Here is a 25,349-nt window from a genome sequence, read left to right as displayed (position 1 = left end):
GGGAGTAAAATCAATACCTAATTTCTAAAACCTACCCCTAAAAACTAAAACTTCAACACAATTTCCATTGGAAACACGATTATCCGACGAACCTCACCCGATTTGGGTGCTTTTGGCACAAGTTGAAAGCACCTCTTCATACAGCGTTTATGGAATCAACGCACTTGTTTTAATTGGTTTGCTTTTACTTTCTGCGATGTTGGCAGGCTCTGAGGTTGCCTTCTTTTCTCTTTCTGCCGAAGAACGTTCTGCTTGTCGTGAAAGTGAAAGTAGCAGTGAAAGAACTATTGCCAAATTATTAGATAAACCTCAATTATTACTGGCAACTTTACTGATTTTCATCAATTTAGTAAATATTACCTTCATCACCATTTCAACGTATGTTACTGAACAAATTGTGGGCGAAGAGCAAAAAGAAGGCTTAGTCGCTACTTTAATTCTATTAGTAGGCGTAACTTTTATCATTACCTTTTTCGGAGAATTAATTCCAAAAGTATGGGCTCAACAAAATAATTTACGTTTTGCCAGAATAACTGCTCCCTTAATTAGCATTGCTACAACCATTTTCCAGCCACTTTCGTCATTATTATTAGGAATCAGTAATATCATTGAAAAACGTGTTGAACGAAAAGGCTATACCATCACGGCTGATGAATTGAATCACGCCTTGGAAATAACCACAGGAAAAGATACTTCAGAACAAGAAAAAGATATTTTGAAAGGCATTGTCAATTTTGGAAGTATTTCTGCCAAAAGTGTGATGCGTTCGAGAAGAGATATTACAGCATTTGATATTACTTACGATTTCCATGAGTTGATGGATAAAATCAATAAATCTGGATATTCACGTGTACCTGTTTACAAAGAAACCATTGATAAAATTGAGGGTGTTCTTTATATCAAAGACTTACTTCCACATCTTGAAAAAGACGAGCATTATGTTTGGCAAGAATTAATTCGTCAACCATTTTTTATTCCTGAAAGTAAAAAAATTGATGATTTACTTTATGATTTTCAAGAGAAAAGAGTTCACATGGCACTCGTTGTAAATGAATACGGCGAAACCGAAGGACTCGTAACGATGGAAGATATTATTGAGGAAATTGTTGGAGATATTCATGATGAATCAGACGTTGAAGATTTAGGTTACGTAAAATTGCCTGATGGTTCTTTTGAATTTGAAGGAAAAGTTGCACTAAATGATGTATGTCGTGCGTTAGATGTTGACAACGATTATTTTGATAAAGTCAGAGGCGATAGCGAATCATTAGGCGGACTTATTATAGAATTGTTTACTCGCTTGCCTCATGCTGGCGAAGAAATTGAATACGAAAAATACAAATTTAGAATTGCTTCGGTAGATACTCGAAGAATTAAAAAAGTGAAAGTAACTCCTAAGCTGGAAATTGACGAAGTCAGTAAAGAGCTTTCGTAAGACAAAAATCATGAAAAAATACCTCTTATTCCTTTTGCCTCTGCTATCATGTCAAAAAGCAGTTTCCCCTTCGGATAATTTCAATGATGCTCAAGATTTAGGAATCATTGAAAATACGCAGATAAAGGAGGCATCAGGCATTGTGTCGAGTTATCAGAACAAAGGCTTACTTTGGACGCACAATGACAGCGGAGATAACAATCGTATTTTTTCGATAGATGTTAACGGTAAAGGCACTCGTGAGTTTTATTTAGAAGGAGCTACTAATCGTGACTGGGAGGCAATTGCGATTGCCAAATTTACAGAAGGCTCATATTTATACATCGGTGAAATTGGGGATAATAATGCAGAATACGCTACCTCTGCCATTTATCGTGTACCTGAGCCAACTATTACCAGTGCAACTCCGCAGACCAATACTTTAAAAAACGTACAAAAAATAACGTATAAATATCCTGATGGAGCAAGAGACGTTGAATGTTTTTTAGTTGACCAAGTTTCAAAAGACATTTATATTGTTAGTAAAAGAGATAATTTAAAACGCCTTTATCGTTTGCCATATCCGCAGTCATATACTACAACGATGACAGCAGAATTTGTCCAAGAATTAGCATTTTCAACTGGAACTGCCACACCACTTTTCATTACTGACGGTAATATTTCAGCAGATAATCAAGAAATTATTATCAAAAATTACCTTCAAATTTTTCATTGGAGACGTGGCAGTAATGAGAGCGTTCCAGAAGCATTGAAACGCACGCCAACGATGCTTCCTTATAATGCCGAAGCACAAGGTGAAGGAATTTGCTTTGGTCAAGACGGAGCAGGATATTATACCATTAGCGAGGAAGGTCCTAATAAAATGCCTATCAAACTATATTATTATAGTAGAAAGTAGGGGATTTCAGAATTGATTAAAACACTAAAAATCATTCTTTTAACCGTCATTATATCCTTATTATCCTGTTAAAACTACTTTAACAGTTAAAAAGAAAATCCTAATGAACAACTAACAAAATAATATTACCAACACTTCAATAATCACGATTGGGCGAAAATGGCAAATATGTATGCTGTTTGAAATACTATTCTTCTGTAAGCTTTGAACCACGAATAACTTCAATACCTTCTGTGGATACTTCCGAGGCTGGCCATGCAGGCAATTCATCTCCTTTTTTTAGTTTCTTTGCAGGATTCAAAAAGGCTTTAATTTCAAAGGCCTGCCCTACATCTTCGCTACTTACACTACCAATGATAACTCTTCCAACCCAATCTTTTCCATTTTGGATTTCTATTGGCTGTTGAACATAATACTTGTTTGTACTTTTAGATTTCACAACGACCCAAACTTCACTTGCCTTTTCTGCTGTACCTTCAATAGATACAATACGGGGAACGATAGTATTTGTAGAAGGACTTTTAATGTATAGTCTTTCATGTTTATGAATAAATAATTGATAAAAAACAAAACTCAAAAGCAGCGTAATACCTAAAAAAAGTAATATTCTACTTAATGTAAACATACTCTTTGTAGGCGTGGATTTTGGCAATGAGTTTACACGTTCATCTTCAAGTACAAAATTCGTTTTATTACCACTTTCTTTTGCAAATGAGCGACAAGTATTTAAAATCTTTTGGCTTGGTGTATAATTATTATCGGTAAAAAGCAGAGCCAACGTATTTGTGCTTGGGATATGTAAATTATTCTTTGTTCTACTAATTCCTCTTTGAACAAAAAACTCTTCTTCAAAGGCTTCTTTCAATGATTCATAATTTTTTCTATTGGTATTATATTCAAAAATTGGAAATCGGTCTGTATCCAATTGATTATAAAAAAAATAACGTTTTTTGATGTCATCTCGCAAGGTTTTAAAGTCAAAATCTTTATTGAGAAAGGCTAAAGGGAAGGTTTCGGTAATAAAACGGGAACTTTTCATAAATTTTTGGTAGTGTTTATTTCTTAAAGTAAATATAAGGGAAAAAATAGGAAAGTAATTTGCTTCAAAAAATAATCATTGAAATTAAATTTGGGAAATTTAAAATAGCCATTTTGTTCATTCTCAGTCGTATATCTTACTGAACTAAACAAAAAACTAAATTGTCAAGCCTCCAAATTCCCCATAAACATGAACACCGTAAATGATTTAAGCATATCTAAACTCAATTTATATGTGTATAAAAGCAAAATACAAATTGATATTTCAAACATTATTATGCTCGAAGCTCAGGTAAATTATACTATTATTTATTTGAAAAATGGCAAGAAGATGATGGTTTCTAAAACCTTGAAATCTTTTGAGGAATTATTACTGAATTACCGCTTTTACAGAATTCACAGAGCATTTCTGATTAATTCTGAACACTTACAAGCGTATGATTCAACTTTAGGACAAGCTCGTTTGACGAATGACTATACCGTTTCGACGTCCCGAAGAAAGAAGGAGTTTTTTGAAAAACAAATGAATCGGGCTTCGCTTACATCAATCAAAGCCCTTATTTCTTAATGTGCGGATTTATCAGGTATTGGAGCAGAAGCGTGAAAATTATCATAGATTTTTTGTGCATAATTGTCTAATAATTCGACTACTTTTTCTCGACTATTTGACTTTACAATAAATCCAATGTGGTACTCTAAGTCTATCCGCCAATAGATTTCAGAGTCATTGAAACTTTCAGTATTAGGGTGTTGCTGATTTGACAAGGAGATAATAATCCCCGAATAGTTATTTTCAACCGCTGGCAAAGTATAGTCTTCACCTTTTGCCATGGCTGTTTCTATTTTTGCCCATTCACGCCAAAGATTTATTCCAGAAGAAGCCTCAACCATTTCGGCTAAATTTGCCCCTCCTACTCTCGAAGCAGTCTCTAAAAAGATAATTTCACCCGTTTCATGGTCTTTGATAAATTCAGAATGACTTGCCGAATATTTCATACCAAATGCTTTCATTACCTGCGTATTGGCTTTCTGTAAGGCTTTATCATCTTTTGAGCCAAATGGAACTGTTACAGAGCGAAAAATTCCTCCACCATGAGCCACTTCCATTGGCGTTGATAGATATTGACTACAACGAGTAAAAACAAATTTACCATCTACCGAAAGCGAATCTACATGAAAAACGTCACCAGGTCGGAATTGTTCTACTAAATATTCATGTCGTTTGTCACCCAGATGATGAACCACTTCCCATAATTGTTCTGAATTATATACCTTCTTAATACCTGTTGCAGAAGCTTCAGAACGTGGTTTGACAACACAAGGAAAAGTTACTTTTTGAGTAAATTCAAAAATATCATGGTCATTAAATAGACTTGTGAACATCGGCACTTTTACACCTGCTTCTTGAGCTTTCATTCGCATAGCCAATTTATCTCTAAAATGTCGGCTGGTGGTTTGTCCCATTCCTGCTATACGAAAATGTTCCCGTAAATGAGCCGCTTTTTCAACATCAAAATCATCCAAAGCCACAATTCTATCCACTTTTTTCGACCGCATCATGTATGCCAAACCCGCAATGATTTCATCCATAGAAAATGAGCCGTCAGGTTTTTCTTCCAGATAAAAAACTTCGTCAATAAATTCACGAGCCCAAGGTTTATGTTCTAATTTTTTATTGGTCAAAAGATAAACAGTATTCCCCGCTTGCTTGCATGAGCGTAAAAATTCGTTGCCTTTAAAAAAAGTTGAAATACAGAGGAAAGAGAGCGATTGAGTCATCTTGATTTTAGAATTTTAAACGGAACACAGATTTTACAGATTAGACACGGATTTTATTTTTAAAATGATATTTACATATTATGAATCAGTGTCCAATCTGTAAAATCCGTGTTCTATGTTCCATACGGTTTAAATTAGTCATTAATTTCCTGAAAATCAATAGCCTAAACCATCTTCTCCAAAAACTCCAACAACAACCTAACTCCAAAGGCTGTTCCTGCTCTTTGTGGAGCAAATTCAATATCTCCAAAAGCTGTTCCTGCAATATCAAGATGAGCCCAATTTTGGTGATTTTCGGTAAAAACCTCTAAAAACTTAGTGGCTGAAATTGCCCCCGCCATTGGTTTACCCGAATAATTACGGACATCGGCAACGTCTGAGGTAATATCTTCTTTATAAACGTCCCAAAGTGGTAAACGCCACAATCGTTCTCCTGTTTGGTCGCCTGCTTGGGCAAGTTTTTGGGCTAATTCATCATTATTTGTAAATAAACCTGCTGCATGATACCCCAACGTCGCCACACAACTACCCGTGAGCGTTGCCAAGTCAATCATGGTATCGGGTTGATAATTTTTCACAAGATAATTTAAACCATCTGCTAAAATCAAACGACCTTCGGCATCGGTATCAATTATTTCAATGGTTTTTCCAGAATATGAACCAATTACATCGCTTGGTTTGAAAGATTTTCCATCAACAGCATTTTCACAGGCAGGAATTACGCCAATTAAATGAACTGGTAATTGTAATTTTGCCGCCAATTCTATCGTTCCCAACACTGCGGCTGCTCCGCCCATATCCGACTTCATTAGGTGCATATTAGTCGAAGATTTTATCGAAATTCCGCCCGTATCAAACGTTACGCCTTTCCCAACTAAACCTACTTTTTGTTTCGCTTCTGGCGATTTATATTCCATCACAATCAAAACAGGGGAATGTTCGCTACCTTGCCCAACGGCTAAAAGAGCTTCTAATTTCTGTGATTTCAGTTGTTGTTTTTCTAAAATATTGACAGAATATCCAAACTTTTTACCCGAATTCAATGCCCAATCTGCCAACGTTTGAGGCGTTTTTTTATTGGCAGGTGCATTCATCAAGTCAAAAATCTGCATTTGCGTTTTGGCAATGGCTTTTGCTCTTGAGATAATATCATTCGTATTTTCAAGAGATGAAAGGATATTTAAAATCCCATTTTTCTGAAAAATTGGCGATGTCCCTTTTCTATCAGTTTTGTATAAATCCAAATCATAACCGCCCAACATTGAGCCAATCACGGCGTATTCAATCCATTCATTAGGTAGATTCTGAACATCAATCGTTACGCCATCAGGAAGTTTCGTTTTTTGTTTTAAGAATAGCGTTCTAAAGGCTTTAATAATATCTAACGAATTAGGTTTCTTACCTAAACCTAAAAATATAATTTTCTGATTTTCAGCATTATAAAAGATTTGAAATTCCTTCAAATCAGCTTTGAAATCCTGATTTACTAAATCAAAATTAAGAGCATAATCAGCACACGATTTTTGAAGTTTACCATCAAAGTTTCCATCTTGTAAAAAAGACTGAACGATAACCTTTGAGTCAGCATTTAATTGAGTAATATGGTTGATTTTCATGTTTTGTACCACAGGTTTCCAACCTGTGAGTCATTTATATATTTGAACAGATTGCTCCCTGTCTATCATTGATTCGTTCTGGACAGGTTGGAAACCTGCCCTACAAAATAAACAAAAAATGCCACCTTGCGGGTGGCATTCTTGTATTGTCAATATTCGTCTTCATTAAAGAAGAAATCGTCTTTGGTCGGATAATCTGGCCAAATTTCTTCGATGCTTTCATACGGTTGACCGTCGTCTTCAAGTTCTTGTAGGTTTTCAACTACTTCTAATGGCGACCCTGTACGGATAGCGTAGTCAATAAGTTCATCTTTGGTTGCAGGCCATGGTGCATCTTCAAGGTATGATGCCAATTCAAGTGTCCAGTACATAATCTATGAATTTGGTTACGATTAATTACTAATTTAAAACCCTGAAAATAAGTTTATTATACTTCGTATTTTTCGCTTTTTTTCTTAGGATTGCAAAAGTATAATTTTTTTCCTTATGAAAAACTGTTTCCATTTAAAAATTATTACTTCCAAATAACACAAATTTTCTGAAAACATTATATTTTGCCTAAAATAAATTTTATTTCTATGACTCTTACTAAGTTTTCACCTGTCATTGAGGTGTGTGCTTTCTCGCTCGAATCGTGCCTTGCTGCCGAAAAAGGGGGAGCAAAACGTATTGAACTTTGTGCTGCCATGTACGAAGGTGGCACAACACCATCAGCAGGTTTAATCTCTTTAGCTAAACAACAAACTTCTATCGAAATTCATGCCATGATTCGCCCACGTGGGGGTGATTTTTGTTATGCTGATGACGAAATTGAAGTTATGAAAGCTGACATTCAAGTTGTAAAATCGCTGGGATGCGACGGCATCGTTTTGGGAGTTTTACAAAAAGATGGTCGGGTAAATATTGCTCAAACAAAAGAATTGGTTGAATTAGCAAAACCACTACAAGTTACTTTTCACCGAGCTATTGATATGGCTCGTGATTATTTTGAAGCCCTCGAAGATATTATTGAAGCGGGTTGTCATAGAATTTTAACCTCTGGACAAAAAAATACGGTAATGGAAGGAATTGAAGACCTTACAGAATTGGTAAAACGTGCCGATGGAAGGATTCAAATCATGGCAGGAAGTGGCGTAAATGTACAAAATGCACAAACCCTTGCGAGTACAGGCGTAAATGCCTTACACCTAACAGGAAAATCAAGTAGAGATTCTGAAATGGTTTTTAGAAAAGAAGGAATTGCAATGGGAGGACTATCGGAAGTTCCAGAATATGATATTGTTTATTCAGATGCGGATAAAATTCGGGCGGTGGTGGATTTATTATAGTAACACAAACTTCAGTCTGTCCGTTAATCGTTACAGACAGACTGAAGTCTGTGTTACTATAAAAACCGCTGTAAATATTCCGTTATCTGAGCCATACAACTCAAAGCTAAAGCAGGTTTTAATAATAAGGTAAACACAACTCCAAAACCCGCCCCGTAAAGGTGAGCCGAGTGTCCGATATTATCCAAATTTCGTTTTGACATATAATATGAATAAAACGAATAAAGTACCGCATACATAAAGGCTGGCATTGGAATAAAGTAAATCAAAATTGTATCAGTTGGATTAAATAAAATTGCCGAAAAAACAACGGCAGAAACCCCTCCAGATGCCCCAAGTGCATTATATCCGCTATTATTTTTATATTTTGCAAAATCAGGATAATTGGCAACAATAATTCCTATTAAATATAAAGCAGCGTATAAAAGACTTCCTGTACTTTCGCCGAATAAAACAGAAAAGTAATACTCTACATTCGCTCCAAAAAAGTATAAACTCAACATATTAAAAAACAAATGTCCATAATCTGCATGAAGAAAACCCGACGTTAGAAAACGGTAATATTCTTGATTTCTCTGCACTGAATATGGATTCATTATCCATTTGTGCATAATACTGTAATTGTTCCAAGCGTAAAGACTCAAAACAACGGTAATTCCTATAAAAATGAAAGTTAATGACATGGGCTTCTTTTAAAAATGTTAACTGTTATCTGTTAATTGTTCACTGATTATACTTCTCTGTCAATCAACATTTCAGCAAATGCTTTTAGTTCGGTTTTTCGTTCGTCTTCAACTTTCAATTTGGCAAGACATTCCAAACCTTTATCAAAATACGCATTGATTTTGGCTTCGGCTAATTGTTTGATACCCAATTTATCATAGATTTCAGTAACGGCTTTTACTTTCTCGGCATTGTCAAATTCCTTGGCATTTAACCAATAATTTAAAGATTCTTTGGTTTCGCCCGTTGCTTTTTCAATGGCTTCGATGAGCATATAGGTTTTTTTGTTAGAAATAATATCGCCTCCCACTTGCTTTCCAAATTTCTCAGGGTCACCGTAAACGTCCAATAAATCATCTTTTAATTGAAATCCTAAGCCGATATTAATACCAACTTCGTATAATAATTCACATGATTTATCACTTGCTCCGCCAATAATTCCGCCTAATTCTAAGGCATAACCTAATAAAACGGAAGTTTTTAGCTTAATCATTTCCAAATATTCGGCTTCGGTTACGTTTTCACGACTCTCGAAATTCATATCCAATTGCTGACCTTCGCAAACCTCAGCCGCCGTGCGATTAAAGCGTTTCATGGCTTTTTTGAAACGACTATCTTCCACTTCCATCAATAATTCATACGCCTGCACGAGCATTACATCACCCGAAAGAATGGCAATATTAGCATTCCATTTTTCATGAACCGTTGGTTTTCCACGACGAAGCGGAGCATTATCCATAATATCGTCGTGCATCAAAGTGAAATTATGAAACACCTCAACCGCAGAAGCAGGTTTCACGGCTTTTTGCCAATCGTCTGTGAATAAAGCAGTTGCCATTAAAGTCATCATTGGACGTAATCGTTTGCCACCTAATGACATCAAATAACGGATTGGTTCGTATAATTCTGGAGGATTTTCACCGTAAGTCTGTTGAGAAAATTCTTCGTTGAGAGCTTGTTGGAAGTTTTTGGTAGTCATCAAAAAATGATATTTGTAAAATGAATTTCTAAATGAATGAGTGGATTACCCATTTTTAATTCAACTAAAAAACCGAACTCATGTTTTTGCAAACATTAAATTCCACCAAATTTAGAAAGAAGAATTTAAACCCCTTACTCGTTTCAGATTTATTTTGGCTAACTTTGCGGTCGAAGGAACTTTACATTAAAATTCCCAAACTGTAAACAAGCATAATGTTAACTCATCAATTAAAACTCCGTAAGCCACTCGCAGTTTTCGATTTAGAAACTACGGGTATCAATATGATTAAAGACCGTATTGTAGAAATCAGTATCGCCAAAGCTAATATTGATGGAACTGTTACGGTAAAAACCAGAAGAGTAAATCCGGGAATGCCCATTCCTTTGGAGTCGTCTTTAGTACACGGAATCTATGACGAAGACGTAGCAAACGAGCCAAATTTCAAACAAATTGCCAAATCAATGGCTCAGTTTTTGGAAGGTTGTGACTTGGCGGGTTTCAATTCTAATCGCTTTGATGTGCCAATGTTAGTGGAAGAATTCCTAAGAAATGACGTTGATTTCGACGTAAAAAATCGTCGTTTGATTGACGCTCAACGTATTTTCCATTTGATGGAACCTCGTAATCTGGGAGCTGCTTATAAATTTTATTGTCAAAAAGAATTAATTGACGCCCACTCTGCCGAAGCCGATACTATCGCTACTTTAGAAGTTCTTAACGCTCAAGTTCAACATTATGCAGGCGTAAAAATCAAGAATGCACAAGGTGAAGAAATTGAACCTGTAAAGAACGACATGGATGCTTTACATGAGATAACTGCTTCAAAAATAGTCGATTTTGCCCAAAGAATAACCTATAACAAAGATGGCATTGAAGTAATTAATTTTGGGAAACACGCAGGCAAACCCGTCTTACAAGTCTTAAAAGAAGAGCCATCTTATTATGATTGGATGATGAAAGGAGATTTCCCGATGGACACCAAAAGAAAATTAACAGAAATAAAGTTGAGAGCTTTTAACAATAAGTAGAAAATAATCGTTTCAATTTTAAAGGCAAAACCGTATTTTTGCATCTTATTACGTAAACCAAGCATTATGCAAATACCTGACATTATCCGACAAATTCCTTTGAACTACTACATTTGGTTCAGTACAGCACTTTTTTGCATCGGAATCATCGGCGTATTGACTCGCCGAAATGCCATTATCATTTTCATGTCTGTTGAGTTAATGCTCAACTCTGTGAATCTTCTCTTAGCAGCATTTTCATCGTACAAGTCTGACCCATCTGGGCAAATTTTTGTATTTTTCATCATGGCTGTAGCGGCTGCGGAAGTAGCAGTTGGTCTGGCAATTATCGTTATGATTTACAGAAATATCCAAACTATTGATGTTGGCTTGTTGAATAAATTGAAATGGTAATGTTAGGGGTTAGGTTTTAGAAATTAGGGGTTAGTGTTCAGAAAATAACACTAATGCTAAATCTTAAACTAATTCTTTACAGATACTTAGAATTGAGTTAATTAGTTATTATGGAGATAAGCACTTCACAAATTTATAACTCATAGCTCATCACTCATAGCTAAAAAATATGTCTTTAATTACACTAATTCCACTTCTTCCTCTCCTTGGTTTCCTTATTAATGGAATCGGGTTTCGCCATGTACCCAAGTCATTGGCAGGAATCATTAGTACGGGAGCAGCCTTAGCATCTTTTGCTTGTGTGTTGTCTTTATTCTTTGGTTTTGACGGAAAACCACAAATAGTTTCAGTTTTCGATTGGATTACCGTCGGAAAATTGAATATCTCAATGTCATTCCTTATTGACCAATTATCTTTATTGATGTTGTTAATCATCACGGGAGTTGGTTCATTAATTCATATTTATTCAATCGGCTACATGAGCCACGACGAAGGTTTCGGTAAGTTTTTCGCTTTCCTAAACCTTTTTTTATTCTTCATGCTACTTTTAGTAATGGGGTCAAATTACGTGGTAATGTTCATTGGTTGGGAAGGCGTAGGTTTATGTTCTTATCTATTAATTGGATTCTGGAACAAAAACAACAACTACGGAAATGCTGCTCGTAAAGCCTTTATTATGAACCGTATCGGTGACTTAGGCTTTTTGTTAGGTATTTTCTTAATCATCACGCATTTCGGTTCTGTTGAATATGCAGACGTATTAGAAAGAGTAACTGACGGTGGATATGCTTCGGGCGATAAAACTTTATTCTACATTACAATTTTATTGTTTGTAGGAGCAATGGGGAAATCAGCTCAAATTCCATTATATACATGGTTACCAGATGCGATGGCAGGTCCAACGCCAGTATCTGCACTTATCCACGCAGCTACAATGGTAACAGCGGGTATTTACATGATTATCCGTTCAAACTTCATGTATTCGCTTGCACCAGATACCTTACACATTGTGGCTTGGGTTGGTACTGCAACGGCAATTTTAGCAGCTTCAATTGGTTTATTCCAAAACGATATTAAAAAAGTATTGGCTTACTCAACGGTTTCTCAATTGGGATATATGTTTATGGGCTTGGGTGTAATGGCTTATTCTTCGTCATTCTTCCACGTAATGACTCACGCCTTCTTCAAAGCATTATTATTCTTGGGAGCAGGTTCTGTGATTCATGCTATGTCAGACGAGCAAGATATTCGTAAAATGGGAGGTTTGCGTAAAGCGTTACCAATCACATTTATTACGTTCTTAATTGCAACTATTGCCATTTCAGGTATTCCTCCATTTGCAGGTTTCTTCTCGAAAGACGAAATTTTAGCTCACGTTTTCGAACATGACAAAGTTATGTGGGGTTTTGCAGTATTTGGTTCAATGATGACTTCATTCTATATGTTCCGTTTGTTATTCTTGACATTCTTCGGAGAATTCAGAGGAACGCACGAACAAGAACATCATTTACACGAATCACCAATTACGATGACTGCTCCATTAATGATTTTGGCAGTGCTTTCGGCAGCGGGTGGATTCTTCAATTTGCCACATATTTTTGGAGGACACGCAAGTTTAGCTGAATTTATGGCTCCACTTTTTGCCCATTCTAATGTAGAACACGCCGCAGTTGATGAATCATTGGAAAAAACGTTAATGATTGTTTCTGTAATTGCCGCTTTGGTTTCAGCAGGTTTAGCTTATGTAATTTATGTAGGTAAAAAGACCATTCCTGTGGCTGACGAACAAGTATCTGGATTCCAGAAAGTTGTTTACAATAAATACTATATCGACGAACTTTATGATAAAGTATTTGTGAAACCCATCACGGCATTGTCTAATTTCTTCTCTTCTGTATTTGAATTCTTAGTAATAGATTTAATTGTAGAAGGCATAGGCAAATTGGTAAAAGCATTATCGGCAGAAGCTCGTTTATTACAAAATGGCACTACGGGTTACTACATTTTTGCCATGGTATTGTCAATCGCCATCATCATTATCTATAGTTTGAAAAGTTTTATTTTAGGGTAATATAAAATATAAAGATGCTAACAATTTCACTAATTCTCCTACCCATCATTGCAGGGCTTATCACCCTCACGACAAAAGGGGAAAATACTAAAAAAGTTGCTGCTGCTTTTGCATTTGCAGAATTAGCTTTGGGCCTATTCATTTATGGCTCATTTGTACCTGATGCAACTACGCAATTTGCTACAAGTTTTGACTGGATTCATTCAGCGGGAATTAAATTCTCAGTAGGTATCGACGGAATCAGCTTAATTCTGGTTTGTCTTACCACTTTGATGGTTCCATTTATCATTCTTTCTACTTACGGGAATGATTACAAAAATGCTCCAACTTTCTATGCTCTAATCTTGTTTATGCAAGCGGCATTGATTGGTGTATTTACCGCAAGAGATATTTTCTTATTCTATTTCTTCTTTGAAGCAGCCCTAATTCCAGTGTATTTCATCGCTGCTATTTGGGGAGGTGAAAACCGTATTAAGGTTACTTTCAAATTCTTTGTTTACACCATTTTCGGGTCGTTATTTATGTTGTTGGCTTTGGTTTATTTGTATCTTCAAACACCAGGTATTGCTCATAAATCAGACTTTGCTTCAATCTATGAGGCAGCGAAAATGTTAGATATTACGCAACAAAGCTATATTTTTGGAGCATTCTTTATTGCTTTTGCTATCAAAATGCCATTGTTCCCGTTCCACACTTGGCAACCAGATACTTACGTAGAAGCTCCAACGGCTGGTACGATGTTATTGTCAGGTATCATGTTGAAAATGGGTACTTACGGTTTGATTCGCTTTGTGTTGCCAATCGTTCCAGCAGCGGTTGATAAGTACGGAATGATTGCCGTTATTCTTTCAGTAATCGGTATTGTGTACGGTTCAATCATCGCCATTCAGCAAAAAGACATGAAACGTTTAATTGCGTATTCATCATTTGCACACGTAGGTTTGATGTCGGCAGGTATTTTCAGTGGAAATATTGACGGTATTCAAGGAGCCTTAATTCAAATGTTGGCTCACGGTATCAACGTAGTAGGTCTTTTCTTCATCGTTGAAATTATCCAACAACGTACAAATTCTCGTGAATTAGCTCGTTTAGGTGGTATCACGCAAACAACGCCAAACTTAACGGTTTACTTCATCATTTTAATGTTAGGTTCGGTTGCACTTCCATTAACGAATGGTTTTGTGGGTGAATTTTTATTATTGAAAGGAGTTTACGCTTACAACGCATGGGTTGGAGCAATAGCAGGATTAACAATCATTTTGGGTGCAGTGTATATGTTGAGAATGGTTCAGAAATCAATGTTTGGAATAACCTCAAAAATCACTGAAGGATTTACAGACTTAACTTTCTCAGAAAAAGCAGTATTATTTCCTTTGTCATTTATGGTTATTGCCTTAGGACTTGCTCCTAATATGTTCTTAAAATTAACAGAACCAGCCGTTATTCAATTATTATCAATCATTAAGTAATAGAGGTTTTAGGTATTTGGTTTTAGGTTTTAGAAATCAAGATATAGAATTTCGGTCGAACATTTATACAAATAATTGTACCAAACCGATAACTACTAACTTGTACTAACCCCTAACCCCTAACCCCTAACCCCTAATCACTGATATTATGAACGCAATTATAGCATTATCACTTTTTGGAATAAGTAGTTTGTTTTTAGGGTTTTTAAACAACCGTAAAATCTTATTACCTGCAACCTTAATTTTTATCCTCATTGCTTTGGGGCTAAATTTTGCAGACTGGAATCATGAGTATTTTTGGTTCAACGGTATGCTAAAAACCGATAATTTATCCATCAATTTTAGTACCGTAATCTTAGTTGCAGCACTTTTAGTCGTTGCAATTTCAAGACACTTTGGCGATGATGAAGAACATTCTCACCCTGCTGAATACTACGCCATTATGCTTTTCTCAGTTGTTGGGGCAATCATGATGGTAACTTACGAAAACTTAATCATGCTTTTTGTAGGTTTAGAGATTCTTTCGGTATCCATGTATGTACTTACAGGTTCTGATAAGCGTAATTTACGTTCAAATGAAGCAGCATTGAAGTATTTTTTGATGGGTTCATTCGCAACAGGTATTTTACTTTTTGGTGTAGCATTAGTTTACGGAGCTACTGGTTCATTCCAAATTCATGGAATTGGAGCGGCAGTAAACGAAGCAAAAGCACAAATGGGCGGACAATATGGTCCAATCTTGATGGCAGGTACCATTTTGATAATGGTAGGTTTGTTATTTAAAATCTCAGCCGCACCTTTTCACTTCTGGACACCAGACGTTTATGACGGAGCTCCAACCATTTTTACAGCCTTCATGTCAACAGTTGTGAAAACAGCAGGTGTTGCCGCAACATACCGTTTATTATCTACTTCATTTCCAGGAATGTACGGTCTTTGGGGAAATCCATTAGTATATATTACAGGTTTAACATTAATCATCGGTAATATTACAGCAGTTTATCAACAAAGCTTCAAGCGTATGTTGGCATACTCAAGTATCTCTCACGCAGGATATTTATTAATTACAGTATTGGCAAAACGCCCTGAAACAAACTCATCAATATTATTTTACTCATTGGCATATTCGATTGCTACCATTTCAGCATTTGCTGTATTAATTGTAGTTTCAGAAGCGAAAGCAAAAGCAGGAAAAGCAGATGAAAGTTTTGATGCTTTAAACGGTTTAGCGAAAAACAATCCATTCTTGGCATTTGTATTAACAGTTTCAATGTTGTCATTGGCAGGAATTCCTTTAACGGCAGGATTTTTCGGTAAATTCTTTATCTTTACTGATGCTTTTGCTAATCCATCAATATTATTTAAAGGTTTATTGGTAATCGCAATTTTAATGTCAGCAATTGGTATTTATTACTATTTCAAGCCAATTATCGCAGCATACATGAGAAATGGAGATACTGAAAAAATCGAAATTTCACCCATTTATAAATATACTCTAATCTTAACAACAGCCTTGACTATCATTTTGGGAATTGCTCCAGACTTAGTCAAAAAACTTTTCTAACACATTGCCGAAATCAAACTTAATCAATAAAAAAGACCTTATTGCCTATTTTTTAGTAGCAGGAACGGGAGCAGCAGTTCAACTGATAGCTGGAAGTATTCTTCGGAACACATTTCATTTTTCATACAGTTCTGCCGTATCGTTGGCTTATCTTATATCGTTCATTGTTGGTTTTGTTTTGACTAAAATGTTCGCTTTTGATGCTCGAAATACCAATCAAACTCGCAGGGAGATGCTCAAGTTTATGATGGTAGCAGTTGGTTCTTGGGGAATAACGGTTTTTTTCTCTGTTACATCTCTCAAATTTGTAGAATCAACATTAGGTAAAAACACGATAATACTACCATTTTCAGAAAAGCCAATGAACTTAAACGAGTTAGGCTGTCAGATAGTTGGAATGGGCGTCAGTTTTGTATTTAATTATATTTTACATAAAACATTTACTTTTAGGAGTACAGGCTTTTATGATAGATTGAAAAAATTAGTTTCATAAGCATGAAATTTAAGAGGCTTTCGTTTTAGCGAAAGCCTTTTTTGATGAAAAAAAATCATAAATATTACTTATCCAAGATTTAAGTAGTCAAAAAACATCTTCAAATATCTTCAAAAGGTGAAAATACCCTTAAGTTTAAGGTAGTTTTAAGAAAAAATTTGTACTTTTTTTAGAAAAACCAATCAAAAAGAAAGAACTTTTAAGAATTATTAAAATTTCATTAAGATTTCTTGCACAGAATAAAACTTGTACATAAATTTGTATCAAATCAAACCCAAATTCACCACAGAAATGAAAAAATTCTTTGCATTCGCATTAGTAGCTTCAATGATGTCATTAGCTGCTTGTTCTGAGAAAAAAGCTGAAACTACTGCAACTGATTCAGTAACTGTTGATACTACTGTTGCTGTTGATACTGCTGCTGTTGTTGATACTGCTGCTGCTGTTGATACTGCTGCTGCTGCTAAGTAATTAGAGCCAATAGTTTCTTTCGAAAGAGAACATATAAAAGTCTTGACACAGTCAGGACTTTTATGCTTTAAGATTTAAAATTCTCCTTCTTTAGAAAAACAATATTTGAGAAATTATTACAATAACTTAACAATAAAAATGAAAAAATTCTTTGCATTCGCATTAGTAGCTTCAATGATGTCATTAGCTGCTTGTTCTGAGAAAAAAGCTGAAACTACTGCAACTGATTCAGTAACTGTTGATACTACTGTTGCTGTTGATACTGCTGCTGTTGTTGATACTGCTGCTGCTATGGCTGCTGATACTGCTGCTGCTAAGTAATTAGTACCAAAAGTTTCTTTCGAAAGAAAACACAAGGGAGTCTTGACAATGTCAAGGCTCTTTTTTTATGACTAATGTAAAACTCTTTTGACTATATTTGTTATCCTCCAAAATTCAAATAAATGCAAGATAGAAAAACTCGAAACTATTGGTGGCTAAACGCTAATCCTCGAATCTGGACAATCAATTCATTAAAGGTTGACCAAATTTTGCATTATACCTCTTATAATGAATTCGGGAATAAACGAAGAATCTATAAAAACTTTGAAATGGTGCAAAAAGGCGATTGGCTTATCGGGTATGAATCTACACCGGTTAAGCAAGTAAAAGCCATTTTTGAAATCACAGAGCCACTCCATCGAGACTCAAAACATGATGAAGTTATTTCGTTTAAATTGATAGACAAAATCCCAGAACCGATAGATTGGTCGGAATTAAAAGCTATCCATTTCTTTAAAGGTTCTGAAATTCTTAAAAACAATCAAGGAAGTTTATTCAAGTTAACAGAAGATGAATTTGAGGCGATTCAAGCGATGATTGATGCACAGAAGGAGTCATTACAACATGAAGACATTTTACTTCCTTATGAAAAAAAGGAAGCCTTAAACGACCTTTTTATTGAAGATGATAAATTTGATGACATTGTTGATACCCTCAAATATAAGAAAAACATCATTTTACAAGGACCTCCCGGTGTCGGAAAAACTTTTATAGCCAAACGCTTGGCATACACTTTAATTGGCACACAGGACGATAATAGAATTAAAATGGTACAATTTCATCAATCGTACTCTTATGAAGATTTTATTCAAGGTTTAAGACCAGATGATAATGGAGGTTTTAAGCTAAAAAATGGTATTTTTTATGATTTTTGTCGGCAAGCTCAACGTAATTCTGGAATTGACCATTTCTTTATTATTGATGAAATTAATCGAGGAAATTTGAGTAAGATTTTTGGAGAATTACTGCTACTGATAGAGTCTGATAAACGTGGACGAGCCAATGAAATGCCTCTAACTTATGGCGATAAAGACTCTGAACCATTTTATGTACCCGATAATCTACACATTATTGGTACAATGAACACCGCAGACCGTTCTTTGGCAATAATAGATTACGCTTTACGCCGTAGGTTTGCGTTCATCGCTCTTGAACCATTATTTAATCAAAAATTTATTGATTTTTTGATGGCGAAAGGCATTTCAGCATCATTTGCCGAAGAAATAACCTTACGCATTTCGGCTTTGAACTATAAGATTTTGAATGATAGAAATCTTGGAAAGGGTTTTCAAATTGGACATAGTTATTTCTCCAATTTTAATGAAAATGATAATCCACAAAAATGGTATAAAAGAATTATCAATTTGGAAATTGCTCCACTTTTAGGAGAATATTGGTTTGATAATGAAGAAAAAGCCAAAGTAGAAATTAATAAGTTGATTGAAAAAATTTGACTATCTCCCAATAATTGATTCCAATTCAAAACATATATTATTTACTTTGCTACGCTTGGAACAGGTTGGAGGAAAGAGATTTAATTGAAATTTCAAGCGATGAATCGCCTGATTTACTCAATTTATTGACAAAAATATTTCTAAGTGGTTCAAAAACATTATTAAAAAGAGGTTTAGAACAACAATATTTATTGCAAACGGAAACCTATCAGGGTATAAAAGGTAAATTAGATATTAGTCAATCTTTCAAAAGGAATTTATTTGTAAAAGGACTTGCTGTTTGTGAATATGATGAACTTTCGATTGACATTTTACCTAATCAAATACTGAAAACAACATTCGTAAATCTTTACAGAACGGAGGAATTAGACATAAAATTAAGACATGAAATCAAGTCAATTTTGTGGCGAATGAATGAAGTAAGTGAAATTAAGATTTCAGAAGGTATTTTCAGACATATTAATACACCCAAAAGTAACATACTATACCGTTTTCTATTGAATATCAGCGAGTTAATCTATCAAAATTTAATACCTAACCAAATAGAAGGACGATTTACTTTTAGGGATTTTGTACAAAATGAAAGGCAAATGGCGAAGGTTTTTGAAGAGTTTATTCGTAATTTTTATAAAATTGAAGTTCCCGAAGCCAAAGTTTACCGAGAAGATTTACATTGGAAAATGGCGGGAGAAAACGCTCATTTTTTACCAAAAATGCAAACTGATATTTCCATGAAATTGAATGGTAAAAAACTGATAATTGATGCTAAATATTATACCCAGACTTTACAGCAATACTATCATTCAGAAAAAATCCATTCGCCACATTTGTATCAACTTTTTGCTTATTTGAAAAATCAAGAAGATACACAAGCTGAGGGGATTTTGATTTATCCAACTATTGAAAAGTCGTTGAGTTTGTCCTATACGCACGAAGGACACACAATCAGGGTTGAAACACTAAATTTGAACCAAGATTGGCAAGGAATTAAAGCCGATTTATTGGCTATAATTAGGGGTTAGTTTTCAGTGGTTAGGTCTTAGCGTAGCGTTATAATTTCATAAAGGTATTGTGAAATACAATAATAAACTAACATCTAATGGATAGTTCGCTTAAATCGTCGCTGTGCATTCTTTATTAAATTTCAATCGTAAAAACCTTATTTTTTGAATTAAACAAATACGATTTCTTCTGATTTTGAAAGAACAGATTTACGATATTTGTTTGGTCGTCAAACATATCAAACAAAACAATATTTTGAATTCTTGAACCATTAAGCGATTCATTTACAGGCATTTCCAAATACACCCAAGTAGCTTCTCCTTCATTTTCTTTTCCGACATACTGAAAAGCAATTCTTTGATTTTTAGGATTGATTATCGTAAAATATTTGCGTACATAAGCTTCAACCAGAGCATCATTTTTATCGGTATTTTCAATCACAATTTTCCGATTTTGATTATTGGCAGAAATAGCTTTTTGCAGGTCATCGGTAAAAAGTCTAAGGCTAATTTCAAAGGATTTTGACTTGGCATTATAACGCATTTCAGTCAAGCTTGTATGGAAATCATGCGTATTCAGGTTATGAGAAGAAGGTGTAAAAGAAGTTTGTAGGATTAGAATCATTCCTAAAACCAAAAACCTGCAAGTGTTTTTGAGACTTGCAGGTTTTATTGATTTAGTGACTTCCCGAAAGTTTAAAACTTTCGGGAAGTTGAAACTACTCTTGTTATTTCTTTGCAAAAAAATCATTCAATTTCGATGCGAAAACATCGAGTTACGATTACTTAAAAATCTTGAAAATATCGTTTCCGAAAGCAAAAACCATTAATCCTAAAAGAATCACCGTTCCCACTTGTTGTGCAATTTCTTGCACTCTGATTGAAGGCGTTTTACCCGTAATCATTTCCCAAATCAAGAAAAGAGCATGTCCACCATCTAAAGCAGGAATTGGAAGTGCATTCATAAATGCTAATGACATGGATAATAACCCAGTTAAAAACCAGAAATTAGCCCAATCCCATTTTCCACCAAAAATCTTTGCAATTCCCACTGGACCACTCACGGCATTTGAAGCAGAAACTTCTCCTTTGAAAATCTTTTTAAAACCTTTCAAATTTGTTCCAACAACGGCAAATGCTTCTACAAAACCAGCGTTGAATGCTTGTCCAATGGTATAATCTTCGTGAGTATCTTTCAACAATGAATTTGGTCTGATACCAATTTTACCTTCACTCGAAACACTAATTTTCAAAGTATCTAAAGCACCTTTTCTGTCGATGATAGCTGAGACAGTTTTGCCTTTGTTATCCATCAAGATTGGAGCTAATTCTTGATAGAATTTTACAGGCTTTCCTGCAACATTCACAAATTTATCTCCTGTTTTCAAACCTGCTTTAAAAGCACCGCCACCGCCTTCATTTTCGGCAACTTCTTTAATGTCAAATGGTAAACCTTCTTGGATAAATTCTCCTTTTTTCCCATCAGCTAATTTATCTAAAAAGCCTTTTGGTAAGGTTATTTCTTTGGTTTCGCCATTGCGTTCGATGGTATATTTGGCATCATCTTCCATGATTAGTTTGGTAACTTCATCAAAACGCACGGGAACATTGCCATTTACTTTTAAAATCTTATCGCCAGTTTTGAAGCCAACTTCTTCTGCAATTTTTCCTGCAAAAATACCTTGCTTGTTTACTTCAGAAAGCGTTACATAATTATTTCCAGAATGATAACGAATACCCCAGAAAATAAGGATTCCTAAAATAATATTAACAATGATACCACCCAACATTACGATAAGACGTTGCCAAGCAGGTTTGCCTCTAAATTCCCAAGGTTCTGGAACAGTGGCTAATTTAGACGCATCTTGCGTTTCGTCAATCATTCCTGCAATAGAAACGTAACCACCCAACGGAAACCAACCGATACCATATTCAGTTTCGCCAACTTTCTTTTTAAACAAAGCAAAATTTAAAACCGTAGGAACAGGGAATAAAAAATCGAAGAAAAGATAAAATTTATCTACTCGCATTTTGAACCACTTTGCTGTGATATAATGCCCAAATTCGTGTAAACTAACTAAAATTGACAGTGCTAAAATCAACTGTCCCGCCATTACTAAACCTTCCATGTATTGAGTGAATTGTGAATGAGTGAATTGTGAGTTTTATCCCAATATTTCAATCTTCACTTAATGAAATTTATTAAATATTATTTTTTAACTGTCGATATGTTTTGCTTTAATGGACTTTTCACTTAAATCTATTGAAAAATTATCAAAAGCACTCTTAATTTTTTCCAAAATTTTATCGTAATATTCTGGTAATAACTCTCCAATTTTAGAAATTATCAAATTATTTCTTATTGTTGTTACCTTATTACAACGAACTTCACTTTCTATTTCTAATGAACTTGAAAGCATTTCTTTTGTTAGTAATACAGCAAAGCTATCTTCTCTAATCTTTGAGGTAATTGGACAAACCAATAAATCATTATCTAAAAGGTTACTCTCTTCATTACTAACAATTATTGCGGGTCGTTTCTTGGATGTATTTGGTTTATCTGAAAACGGAAATTACACCCAAATAATATCAAATTGCTTGTAATCTGCCATCCGCTTTCTGTTTTTTATAGATTTCGTCCCAAACATCTTCTGCGGGGTCATCCCAAAGTTGCTCCAAAGCATCTGACGAAGCAGCTAACCAAAAGTTGCTATTTTCTTCTTCGGTTGAATGCTCCCAAGTTTTTGGGTGTTCAACAATCCATTCAGTAAACTCTTTTTGAGTCTGTTCTGGCATTGTTTTGAATAACAAAATAAGTGCCTGTGTCTGAGATGATGCTTGTATTGTCATAAAAATTGATAGTATTTTATGAAATGGGTAATCAAAATTACAATAACTCCCTCGCAAATCGTCTTGTCTCCTCATCCGTTTGCACGTAATCATCAATGCTTGGTTTTTGAATAAACGTTACTTTGTTCATACAAGTTTCAATGAAATCTGACATGGCTAAGAACCCTATTTTGTCTTGTAAAAATGCTTCTACGGCTACTTCGTTGGCGGCATTCATGATACAAGGTAAATTTCCGCCTTTTTCCATTGCGTCAAAAGCTAATTGCAAGTTACGAAATGTTTTTTTATCGGGCTGTTCAAATGTGAGAGACGGATATTTTGTGAAGTCAAAACGTGGAAAATCTGATTTTAGTCTGTTGGGGAAACCCAAGGCAAACTGAATCGGTAATTTCATATCGGGCAAACCCATTTGTGCCTTCATCGAACCGTCTTCAAACTGAACTAATGAATGAATGATTGACTGCGGATGCACTACGACTTCAATTTGAGAGGCTTGTAAACCAAAAAGCCATTTTGCTTCAATCACCTCCAAACCTTTATTCATCAAACTGGCAGAATCAATGGTAATTTTTGCTCCCATTACCCAATTTGGATGTTTTAATGCCTGAGCTTTCGTTACAGTTTCTAACTCCGCTCGTTGTTTTCCACGAAAAGGACCACCCGAAGCCGTCAAAATTATCTTTTCAATGGGATTATGAAATTCTCCGACCAAACATTGAAAAATAGCCGAATGTTCAGAATCAACGGGGTAGATATTTACGCCTTTTTCTTCTGCAAGTTTCGTAATAATTTCACCTGCGACTACTAACGTTTCTTTATTAGCAAGGGCAATGTGTTTACCTGCTTCAATGGCTTTAATCGTTGGTAAAAGTCCTGCGTAACCAACCATTGAGGTCAAAACCATATCAACAGTTTCCATTTGCACAACATCCTCAACAGCTTTCATACCTGCGTAAACCTTCACGTCGGTATGCGAAAGAGCCGTAAAAACTTTGTCATAAAGGGTTTCGTTGGTAATAACTACACAATTTGGATTGAACTTAATACTTTGTTCAATCAATAAATCGGCGTTGTTTTGAGCCGTTAAAATTTCTACTTCAAAACTATCTGGATTCGCTTCAATGACTTCTAATGCCTGTGTGCCAATCGAACCCGTTGAGCCAAGAATGGCTATTCTTCTTTTTTGCATATAATTTACGTTCACGCCAAATCTAAGGCTTTTAAACGTCTCAATAATTCTTTATCTGAAATGTCTTCTTGTTCTGATTTATCATAAATTGAGATGAGGTAAATTTCATCATCTTTTATATGAAAATGTGTAATCACTCTTGCACCACCTCTTTTCCCCTTTCCTTTGGATTCAATAGCGAGACGAATTTTGTAGCAACCTAACGGTAAAGCATCTCCTTGAATTGGGTCTGTTTTGAGTGATTCAAAAAGTAAGACTATTTCAGAAGCAAGTGAGCGATACTTTTTAGCCAAAGGTTTAGCTTCACGACTAAAATAATTTGTAACAATTAATTCTGTCATAAATATCCCTCCCTCTTTAATTCGTTCAAAAATTCATCGCCTGATTGTAATTTTATTTTTCCTTGTTTATGTAGGTTTATTTCATTTACAGCCTCTGAAATTCCATCAAGAATCCGCTTTTGTTCAGCCGATAAAGAAGGTTCTTCTACCTTAATATTTTTTTCAACCTTTGCGAAATCAAAGGCTTTAACCACTTTTAGAAAAAAAGAAGCGTGATTATCAGGTATTGAAATTGTTAATTGTCTCATGATTGTGCTTTTTTATCAAATAATATCTGTAAGTTTCTTTCATAAATTCCACCTGCATCTACTCTGGTAATATTTTCAAGGGAAACCATTAGAAAACTTCTATCTAAGGTTGATTTTGTTCCGAAAGCATTAATTACCAACGTTTCTTCGTCAATATCTTCCAATTGACCGATAATATAAACGCTACTGTCAAGGTCTTGGATTCGGACGGTTAGATGATTAAAATTATCAAAAGCGGATTTTATAATAGTTTCAATAGACTCCAAATTGATATTTTTTACTTCCGATTCGTATTCTTTCTTGAAAATCAATTTGAAGGTATTTTCAATATCATTTCCTCCCCAGTTGATTCGAGTAATATTATCTCTTCTCAGAATTGAAATTCCATCAAATAAACTTTCATCATTAAACTTTTTAAGGACTAAAAACTCTTCATTGAAATCAATAATAAAGCCATAATCGGCTTCGCTATAACTGTCTGTGTAAATATATACGAAGGTTTTGTCATCTCTTAATTTACTCAAATATTTTATTTCTACACTCATTTCTTAATTTTCTACTGATTGTAATTATGGGTCTTTTTCTCGCCACTAAGTCACGAAGACTTTATTTCAATAAGATAATAACGTTGTCAGCGTTTTGATGGTTAACAACGTT

General features: G+C 34.9%; 27 protein-coding genes and 1 pseudogene. 14 read left to right on the top strand and 14 right to left on the bottom strand.

What is annotated here, in order from left to right; translation table 11 throughout:
• Positions 1–67: 67 nt before the first annotated feature.
• A complete protein-coding gene (gene gldE / locus LV89_RS08415) occupies positions 68–1,435 on the top strand; it encodes a gliding motility-associated protein GldE (RefSeq protein WP_109742440.1) in 1,368 nt (455 codons plus the stop codon).
• Between the two features lie 10 nt (positions 1,436–1,445).
• Positions 1,446–2,333 (top strand): hypothetical protein, encoded by an 888-nt coding sequence (locus tag LV89_RS08410; RefSeq protein WP_109742439.1) that lies wholly within the window; start codon positions 1,446–1,448, stop codon positions 2,331–2,333.
• A gap of 187 nt (positions 2,334–2,520) precedes the next feature.
• Here the strand turns inward: LV89_RS08410 and LV89_RS08405 are convergent, their stop codons facing one another.
• Positions 2,521–3,372: a hypothetical protein gene (locus LV89_RS08405; protein WP_109742438.1), complete on the bottom strand. Its 852-nt coding sequence runs from the start codon at positions 3,370–3,372 to the stop codon at positions 2,521–2,523.
• Positions 3,373–3,561: 189 nt separating this feature from the next.
• Between LV89_RS08405 and LV89_RS08400 the strand changes: the two genes are divergently transcribed.
• The gene (locus tag LV89_RS08400) at positions 3,562–3,939 is read left to right on the top strand and encodes a LytR/AlgR family response regulator transcription factor (protein ID WP_109742437.1); all 378 of its coding nucleotides are present in this window, start codon (positions 3,562–3,564) and stop codon (positions 3,937–3,939) included.
• Here LV89_RS08400 and LV89_RS08395 read toward each other — a convergent pair.
• From LV89_RS08395 to LV89_RS08385, 3 genes are all read right to left on the bottom strand, one after another.
• A complete protein-coding gene (locus LV89_RS08395) occupies positions 3,936–5,150 on the bottom strand; it encodes an ATP-grasp domain-containing protein (RefSeq protein WP_109742436.1) in 1,215 nt (404 codons plus the stop codon). The two genes, LV89_RS08400 and LV89_RS08395, sit on opposite strands and share 4 nt — an antisense overlap.
• A 164-nt stretch (positions 5,151–5,314) precedes the next feature.
• Positions 5,315–6,766, bottom strand: coding sequence for a leucyl aminopeptidase family protein (locus LV89_RS08390; protein WP_109742435.1), 1,452 nt, complete (start codon positions 6,764–6,766; stop codon positions 5,315–5,317).
• A 149-nt stretch (positions 6,767–6,915) separates the two neighbouring features.
• On the bottom strand, positions 6,916–7,137 hold the full coding sequence (locus LV89_RS08385) for a DUF2795 domain-containing protein (RefSeq protein ID WP_026997867.1): 222 nt from the start codon (positions 7,135–7,137) through the stop codon (positions 6,916–6,918).
• Positions 7,138–7,344: 207 nt separating this feature from the next.
• Here LV89_RS08385 and LV89_RS08380 point away from each other — a divergent pair, with 207 nt between their 5' ends.
• Positions 7,345–8,094: a copper homeostasis protein CutC gene (locus LV89_RS08380; protein WP_109742434.1), complete on the top strand. Its 750-nt coding sequence runs from the start codon at positions 7,345–7,347 to the stop codon at positions 8,092–8,094.
• Positions 8,095–8,150: 56 nt separating this feature from the next.
• Here LV89_RS08380 and LV89_RS08375 read toward each other — a convergent pair whose 3' ends face one another.
• A complete protein-coding gene (locus tag LV89_RS08375) occupies positions 8,151–8,777 on the bottom strand; it encodes a rhomboid family intramembrane serine protease (protein ID WP_109742433.1) in 627 nt (208 codons plus the stop codon).
• Positions 8,778–8,824: 47 nt separating this feature from the next.
• Positions 8,825–9,796 carry a polyprenyl synthetase family protein gene (locus LV89_RS08370; protein ID WP_109742432.1) on the bottom strand — a complete coding sequence of 324 codons (972 nt, stop codon included), beginning with the start codon at positions 9,794–9,796 and terminating at the stop codon, positions 8,825–8,827.
• A gap of 215 nt (positions 9,797–10,011) precedes the next feature.
• On the opposite strand from LV89_RS08370, the gene LV89_RS08365 reads away from it, so the two are divergent.
• The 10 genes from LV89_RS08365 (at position 10,012) to LV89_RS08320 (ending at position 20,085) form a co-directional block, all read left to right on the top strand.
• Positions 10,012–10,827, top strand: a complete 816-nt coding sequence (locus tag LV89_RS08365) for a 3'-5' exonuclease (RefSeq protein ID WP_109742431.1) — start codon at positions 10,012–10,014, stop codon at positions 10,825–10,827.
• 66 nt (positions 10,828–10,893) lie between these two features.
• On the top strand, positions 10,894–11,220 hold the full coding sequence (gene nuoK / locus LV89_RS08360; RefSeq protein ID WP_109742430.1) for an NADH-quinone oxidoreductase subunit NuoK: 327 nt from the start codon (positions 10,894–10,896) through the stop codon (positions 11,218–11,220).
• Positions 11,221–11,389: 169 nt separating this feature from the next.
• Positions 11,390–13,291 carry an NADH-quinone oxidoreductase subunit L gene (gene nuoL / locus LV89_RS08355; protein ID WP_109742429.1) on the top strand — a complete coding sequence of 634 codons (1,902 nt, stop codon included), beginning with the start codon at positions 11,390–11,392 and terminating at the stop codon, positions 13,289–13,291.
• A 14-nt stretch (positions 13,292–13,305) separates the two neighbouring features.
• The gene (locus LV89_RS08350; RefSeq protein ID WP_109742428.1) at positions 13,306–14,760 is read left to right on the top strand and encodes a complex I subunit 4 family protein; all 1,455 of its coding nucleotides are present in this window, start codon (positions 13,306–13,308) and stop codon (positions 14,758–14,760) included.
• 148 nt (positions 14,761–14,908) lie between these two features.
• Positions 14,909–16,324, top strand: a complete 1,416-nt coding sequence (locus LV89_RS08345) for an NADH-quinone oxidoreductase subunit N (RefSeq protein WP_109742427.1) — start codon at positions 14,909–14,911, stop codon at positions 16,322–16,324.
• A gap of 4 nt (positions 16,325–16,328) precedes the next feature.
• Positions 16,329–16,817 (top strand): GtrA family protein, encoded by a 489-nt coding sequence (locus LV89_RS08340; RefSeq protein ID WP_109742426.1) that lies wholly within the window; start codon positions 16,329–16,331, stop codon positions 16,815–16,817.
• A gap of 246 nt (positions 16,818–17,063) precedes the next feature.
• Entirely contained in the window at positions 17,064–17,288 is a 225-nt protein-coding gene (locus LV89_RS08335) for a PG1828 family lipoprotein (RefSeq protein WP_146199105.1), read from the top strand.
• A gap of 138 nt (positions 17,289–17,426) precedes the next feature.
• A complete protein-coding gene (locus LV89_RS25105; RefSeq protein ID WP_109742424.1) occupies positions 17,427–17,609 on the top strand; it encodes a hypothetical protein in 183 nt (60 codons plus the stop codon).
• A 122-nt stretch (positions 17,610–17,731) separates the two neighbouring features.
• A complete protein-coding gene (locus LV89_RS08325) occupies positions 17,732–19,063 on the top strand; it encodes an AAA family ATPase (RefSeq protein ID WP_109742423.1) in 1,332 nt (443 codons plus the stop codon).
• A gap of 14 nt (positions 19,064–19,077) precedes the next feature.
• Positions 19,078–20,085, top strand: coding sequence for a 5-methylcytosine restriction system specificity protein McrC (locus LV89_RS08320; RefSeq protein ID WP_109742422.1), 1,008 nt, complete (start codon positions 19,078–19,080; stop codon positions 20,083–20,085).
• A 115-nt stretch (positions 20,086–20,200) separates the two neighbouring features.
• Here the strand turns inward: LV89_RS08320 and LV89_RS08315 are convergent, their stop codons facing one another.
• From LV89_RS08315 to LV89_RS08280, 8 genes and pseudogenes are all read right to left on the bottom strand, one after another.
• Positions 20,201–20,689 carry a DUF6702 family protein gene (locus LV89_RS08315; protein WP_146199104.1) on the bottom strand — a complete coding sequence of 163 codons (489 nt, stop codon included), beginning with the start codon at positions 20,687–20,689 and terminating at the stop codon, positions 20,201–20,203.
• A gap of 157 nt (positions 20,690–20,846) precedes the next feature.
• Positions 20,847–22,193, bottom strand: a complete 1,347-nt coding sequence (gene rseP / locus LV89_RS08310) for an RIP metalloprotease RseP (protein WP_109742420.1) — start codon at positions 22,191–22,193, stop codon at positions 20,847–20,849.
• An 87-nt stretch (positions 22,194–22,280) separates the two neighbouring features.
• Positions 22,281–22,604: pseudogene (locus tag LV89_RS08305) on the bottom strand (type II toxin-antitoxin system PemK/MazF family toxin); the annotation flags it as partial.
• Positions 22,605–22,653: 49 nt separating this feature from the next.
• Positions 22,654–22,914 (bottom strand): hypothetical protein, encoded by a 261-nt coding sequence (locus LV89_RS08300; protein WP_109742418.1) that lies wholly within the window; start codon positions 22,912–22,914, stop codon positions 22,654–22,656.
• Positions 22,915–22,951: 37 nt separating this feature from the next.
• Positions 22,952–24,103, bottom strand: a complete 1,152-nt coding sequence (locus LV89_RS08295; RefSeq protein WP_109742417.1) for a 1-deoxy-D-xylulose-5-phosphate reductoisomerase — start codon at positions 24,101–24,103, stop codon at positions 22,952–22,954.
• A gap of 11 nt (positions 24,104–24,114) precedes the next feature.
• Positions 24,115–24,444, bottom strand: coding sequence for a type II toxin-antitoxin system RelE/ParE family toxin (locus LV89_RS08290; RefSeq protein ID WP_109742416.1), 330 nt, complete (start codon positions 24,442–24,444; stop codon positions 24,115–24,117).
• Positions 24,441–24,692: a hypothetical protein gene (locus tag LV89_RS08285; protein ID WP_109742415.1), complete on the bottom strand. Its 252-nt coding sequence runs from the start codon at positions 24,690–24,692 to the stop codon at positions 24,441–24,443. Before LV89_RS08285 ends, LV89_RS08290 begins: the two co-directional genes overlap by 4 nt.
• Positions 24,689–25,237, bottom strand: a complete 549-nt coding sequence (locus LV89_RS08280) for a hypothetical protein (RefSeq protein WP_109742414.1) — start codon at positions 25,235–25,237, stop codon at positions 24,689–24,691. The genes LV89_RS08285 and LV89_RS08280 overlap by 4 nt, the downstream gene beginning before the upstream one ends.
• Between the last annotated feature and the right edge of the window lie 112 nt (positions 25,238–25,349).

Source organism: Arcicella aurantiaca, assembly GCF_003148625.1.
In the GTDB taxonomy this organism is placed as follows: Bacteria; Bacteroidota; Bacteroidia; order Cytophagales; family Spirosomataceae; genus Arcicella; species Arcicella aurantiaca.
The sequence above is the reverse complement of the archived record's forward strand: the minus strand, read 5'-3'. Positions and strand labels throughout refer to the sequence as shown.

What these genes read in the sequence shown, in the direction of transcription:
- LV89_RS08375 (WP_109742433.1), bottom strand. Translation starts at nt 8,777, where the DNA reads ATGTCATTAACTTTCATTTTTATAGGAATTACCGTTGTTTTGAGTCTT.
- LV89_RS08410 (WP_109742439.1), top strand. Translation starts at nt 1,446, where the DNA reads ATGAAAAAATACCTCTTATTCCTTTTGCCTCTGCTATCATGTCAAAAA.
- LV89_RS08290 (WP_109742416.1), bottom strand. Translation starts at nt 24,444, where the DNA reads ATGACAGAATTAATTGTTACAAATTATTTTAGTCGTGAAGCTAAACCT.
- LV89_RS08295 (WP_109742417.1), bottom strand. Translation starts at nt 24,103, where the DNA reads ATGCAAAAAAGAAGAATAGCCATTCTTGGCTCAACGGGTTCGATTGGC.
- LV89_RS08380 (WP_109742434.1), top strand. Translation starts at nt 7,345, where the DNA reads ATGACTCTTACTAAGTTTTCACCTGTCATTGAGGTGTGTGCTTTCTCG.
- LV89_RS08350 (WP_109742428.1), top strand. Translation starts at nt 13,306, where the DNA reads ATGCTAACAATTTCACTAATTCTCCTACCCATCATTGCAGGGCTTATC.
- LV89_RS08280 (WP_109742414.1), bottom strand. Translation starts at nt 25,237, where the DNA reads ATGAGTGTAGAAATAAAATATTTGAGTAAATTAAGAGATGACAAAACC.
- LV89_RS08385 (WP_026997867.1), bottom strand. Translation starts at nt 7,137, where the DNA reads ATGTACTGGACACTTGAATTGGCATCATACCTTGAAGATGCACCATGG.
- LV89_RS08325 (WP_109742423.1), top strand. Translation starts at nt 17,732, where the DNA reads ATGCAAGATAGAAAAACTCGAAACTATTGGTGGCTAAACGCTAATCCT.
- LV89_RS08285 (WP_109742415.1), bottom strand. Translation starts at nt 24,692, where the DNA reads ATGAGACAATTAACAATTTCAATACCTGATAATCACGCTTCTTTTTTT.
- rseP (WP_109742420.1), bottom strand. Translation starts at nt 22,193, where the DNA reads ATGGAAGGTTTAGTAATGGCGGGACAGTTGATTTTAGCACTGTCAATT.
- LV89_RS08390 (WP_109742435.1), bottom strand. Translation starts at nt 6,766, where the DNA reads ATGAAAATCAACCATATTACTCAATTAAATGCTGACTCAAAGGTTATC.
- LV89_RS08395 (WP_109742436.1), bottom strand. Translation starts at nt 5,150, where the DNA reads ATGACTCAATCGCTCTCTTTCCTCTGTATTTCAACTTTTTTTAAAGGC.
- nuoL (WP_109742429.1), top strand. Translation starts at nt 11,390, where the DNA reads ATGTCTTTAATTACACTAATTCCACTTCTTCCTCTCCTTGGTTTCCTT.
- LV89_RS08345 (WP_109742427.1), top strand. Translation starts at nt 14,909, where the DNA reads ATGAACGCAATTATAGCATTATCACTTTTTGGAATAAGTAGTTTGTTT.
- LV89_RS08370 (WP_109742432.1), bottom strand. Translation starts at nt 9,796, where the DNA reads ATGACTACCAAAAACTTCCAACAAGCTCTCAACGAAGAATTTTCTCAA.
- LV89_RS08315 (WP_146199104.1), bottom strand. Translation starts at nt 20,689, where the DNA reads ATGATTCTAATCCTACAAACTTCTTTTACACCTTCTTCTCATAACCTG.
- LV89_RS08405 (WP_109742438.1), bottom strand. Translation starts at nt 3,372, where the DNA reads ATGAAAAGTTCCCGTTTTATTACCGAAACCTTCCCTTTAGCCTTTCTC.
- LV89_RS08365 (WP_109742431.1), top strand. Translation starts at nt 10,012, where the DNA reads ATGTTAACTCATCAATTAAAACTCCGTAAGCCACTCGCAGTTTTCGAT.
- nuoK (WP_109742430.1), top strand. Translation starts at nt 10,894, where the DNA reads ATGCAAATACCTGACATTATCCGACAAATTCCTTTGAACTACTACATT.
- LV89_RS08400 (WP_109742437.1), top strand. Translation starts at nt 3,562, where the DNA reads ATGAACACCGTAAATGATTTAAGCATATCTAAACTCAATTTATATGTG.
- LV89_RS25105 (WP_109742424.1), top strand. Translation starts at nt 17,427, where the DNA reads ATGAAAAAATTCTTTGCATTCGCATTAGTAGCTTCAATGATGTCATTA.
- LV89_RS08300 (WP_109742418.1), bottom strand. Translation starts at nt 22,914, where the DNA reads ATGACAATACAAGCATCATCTCAGACACAGGCACTTATTTTGTTATTC.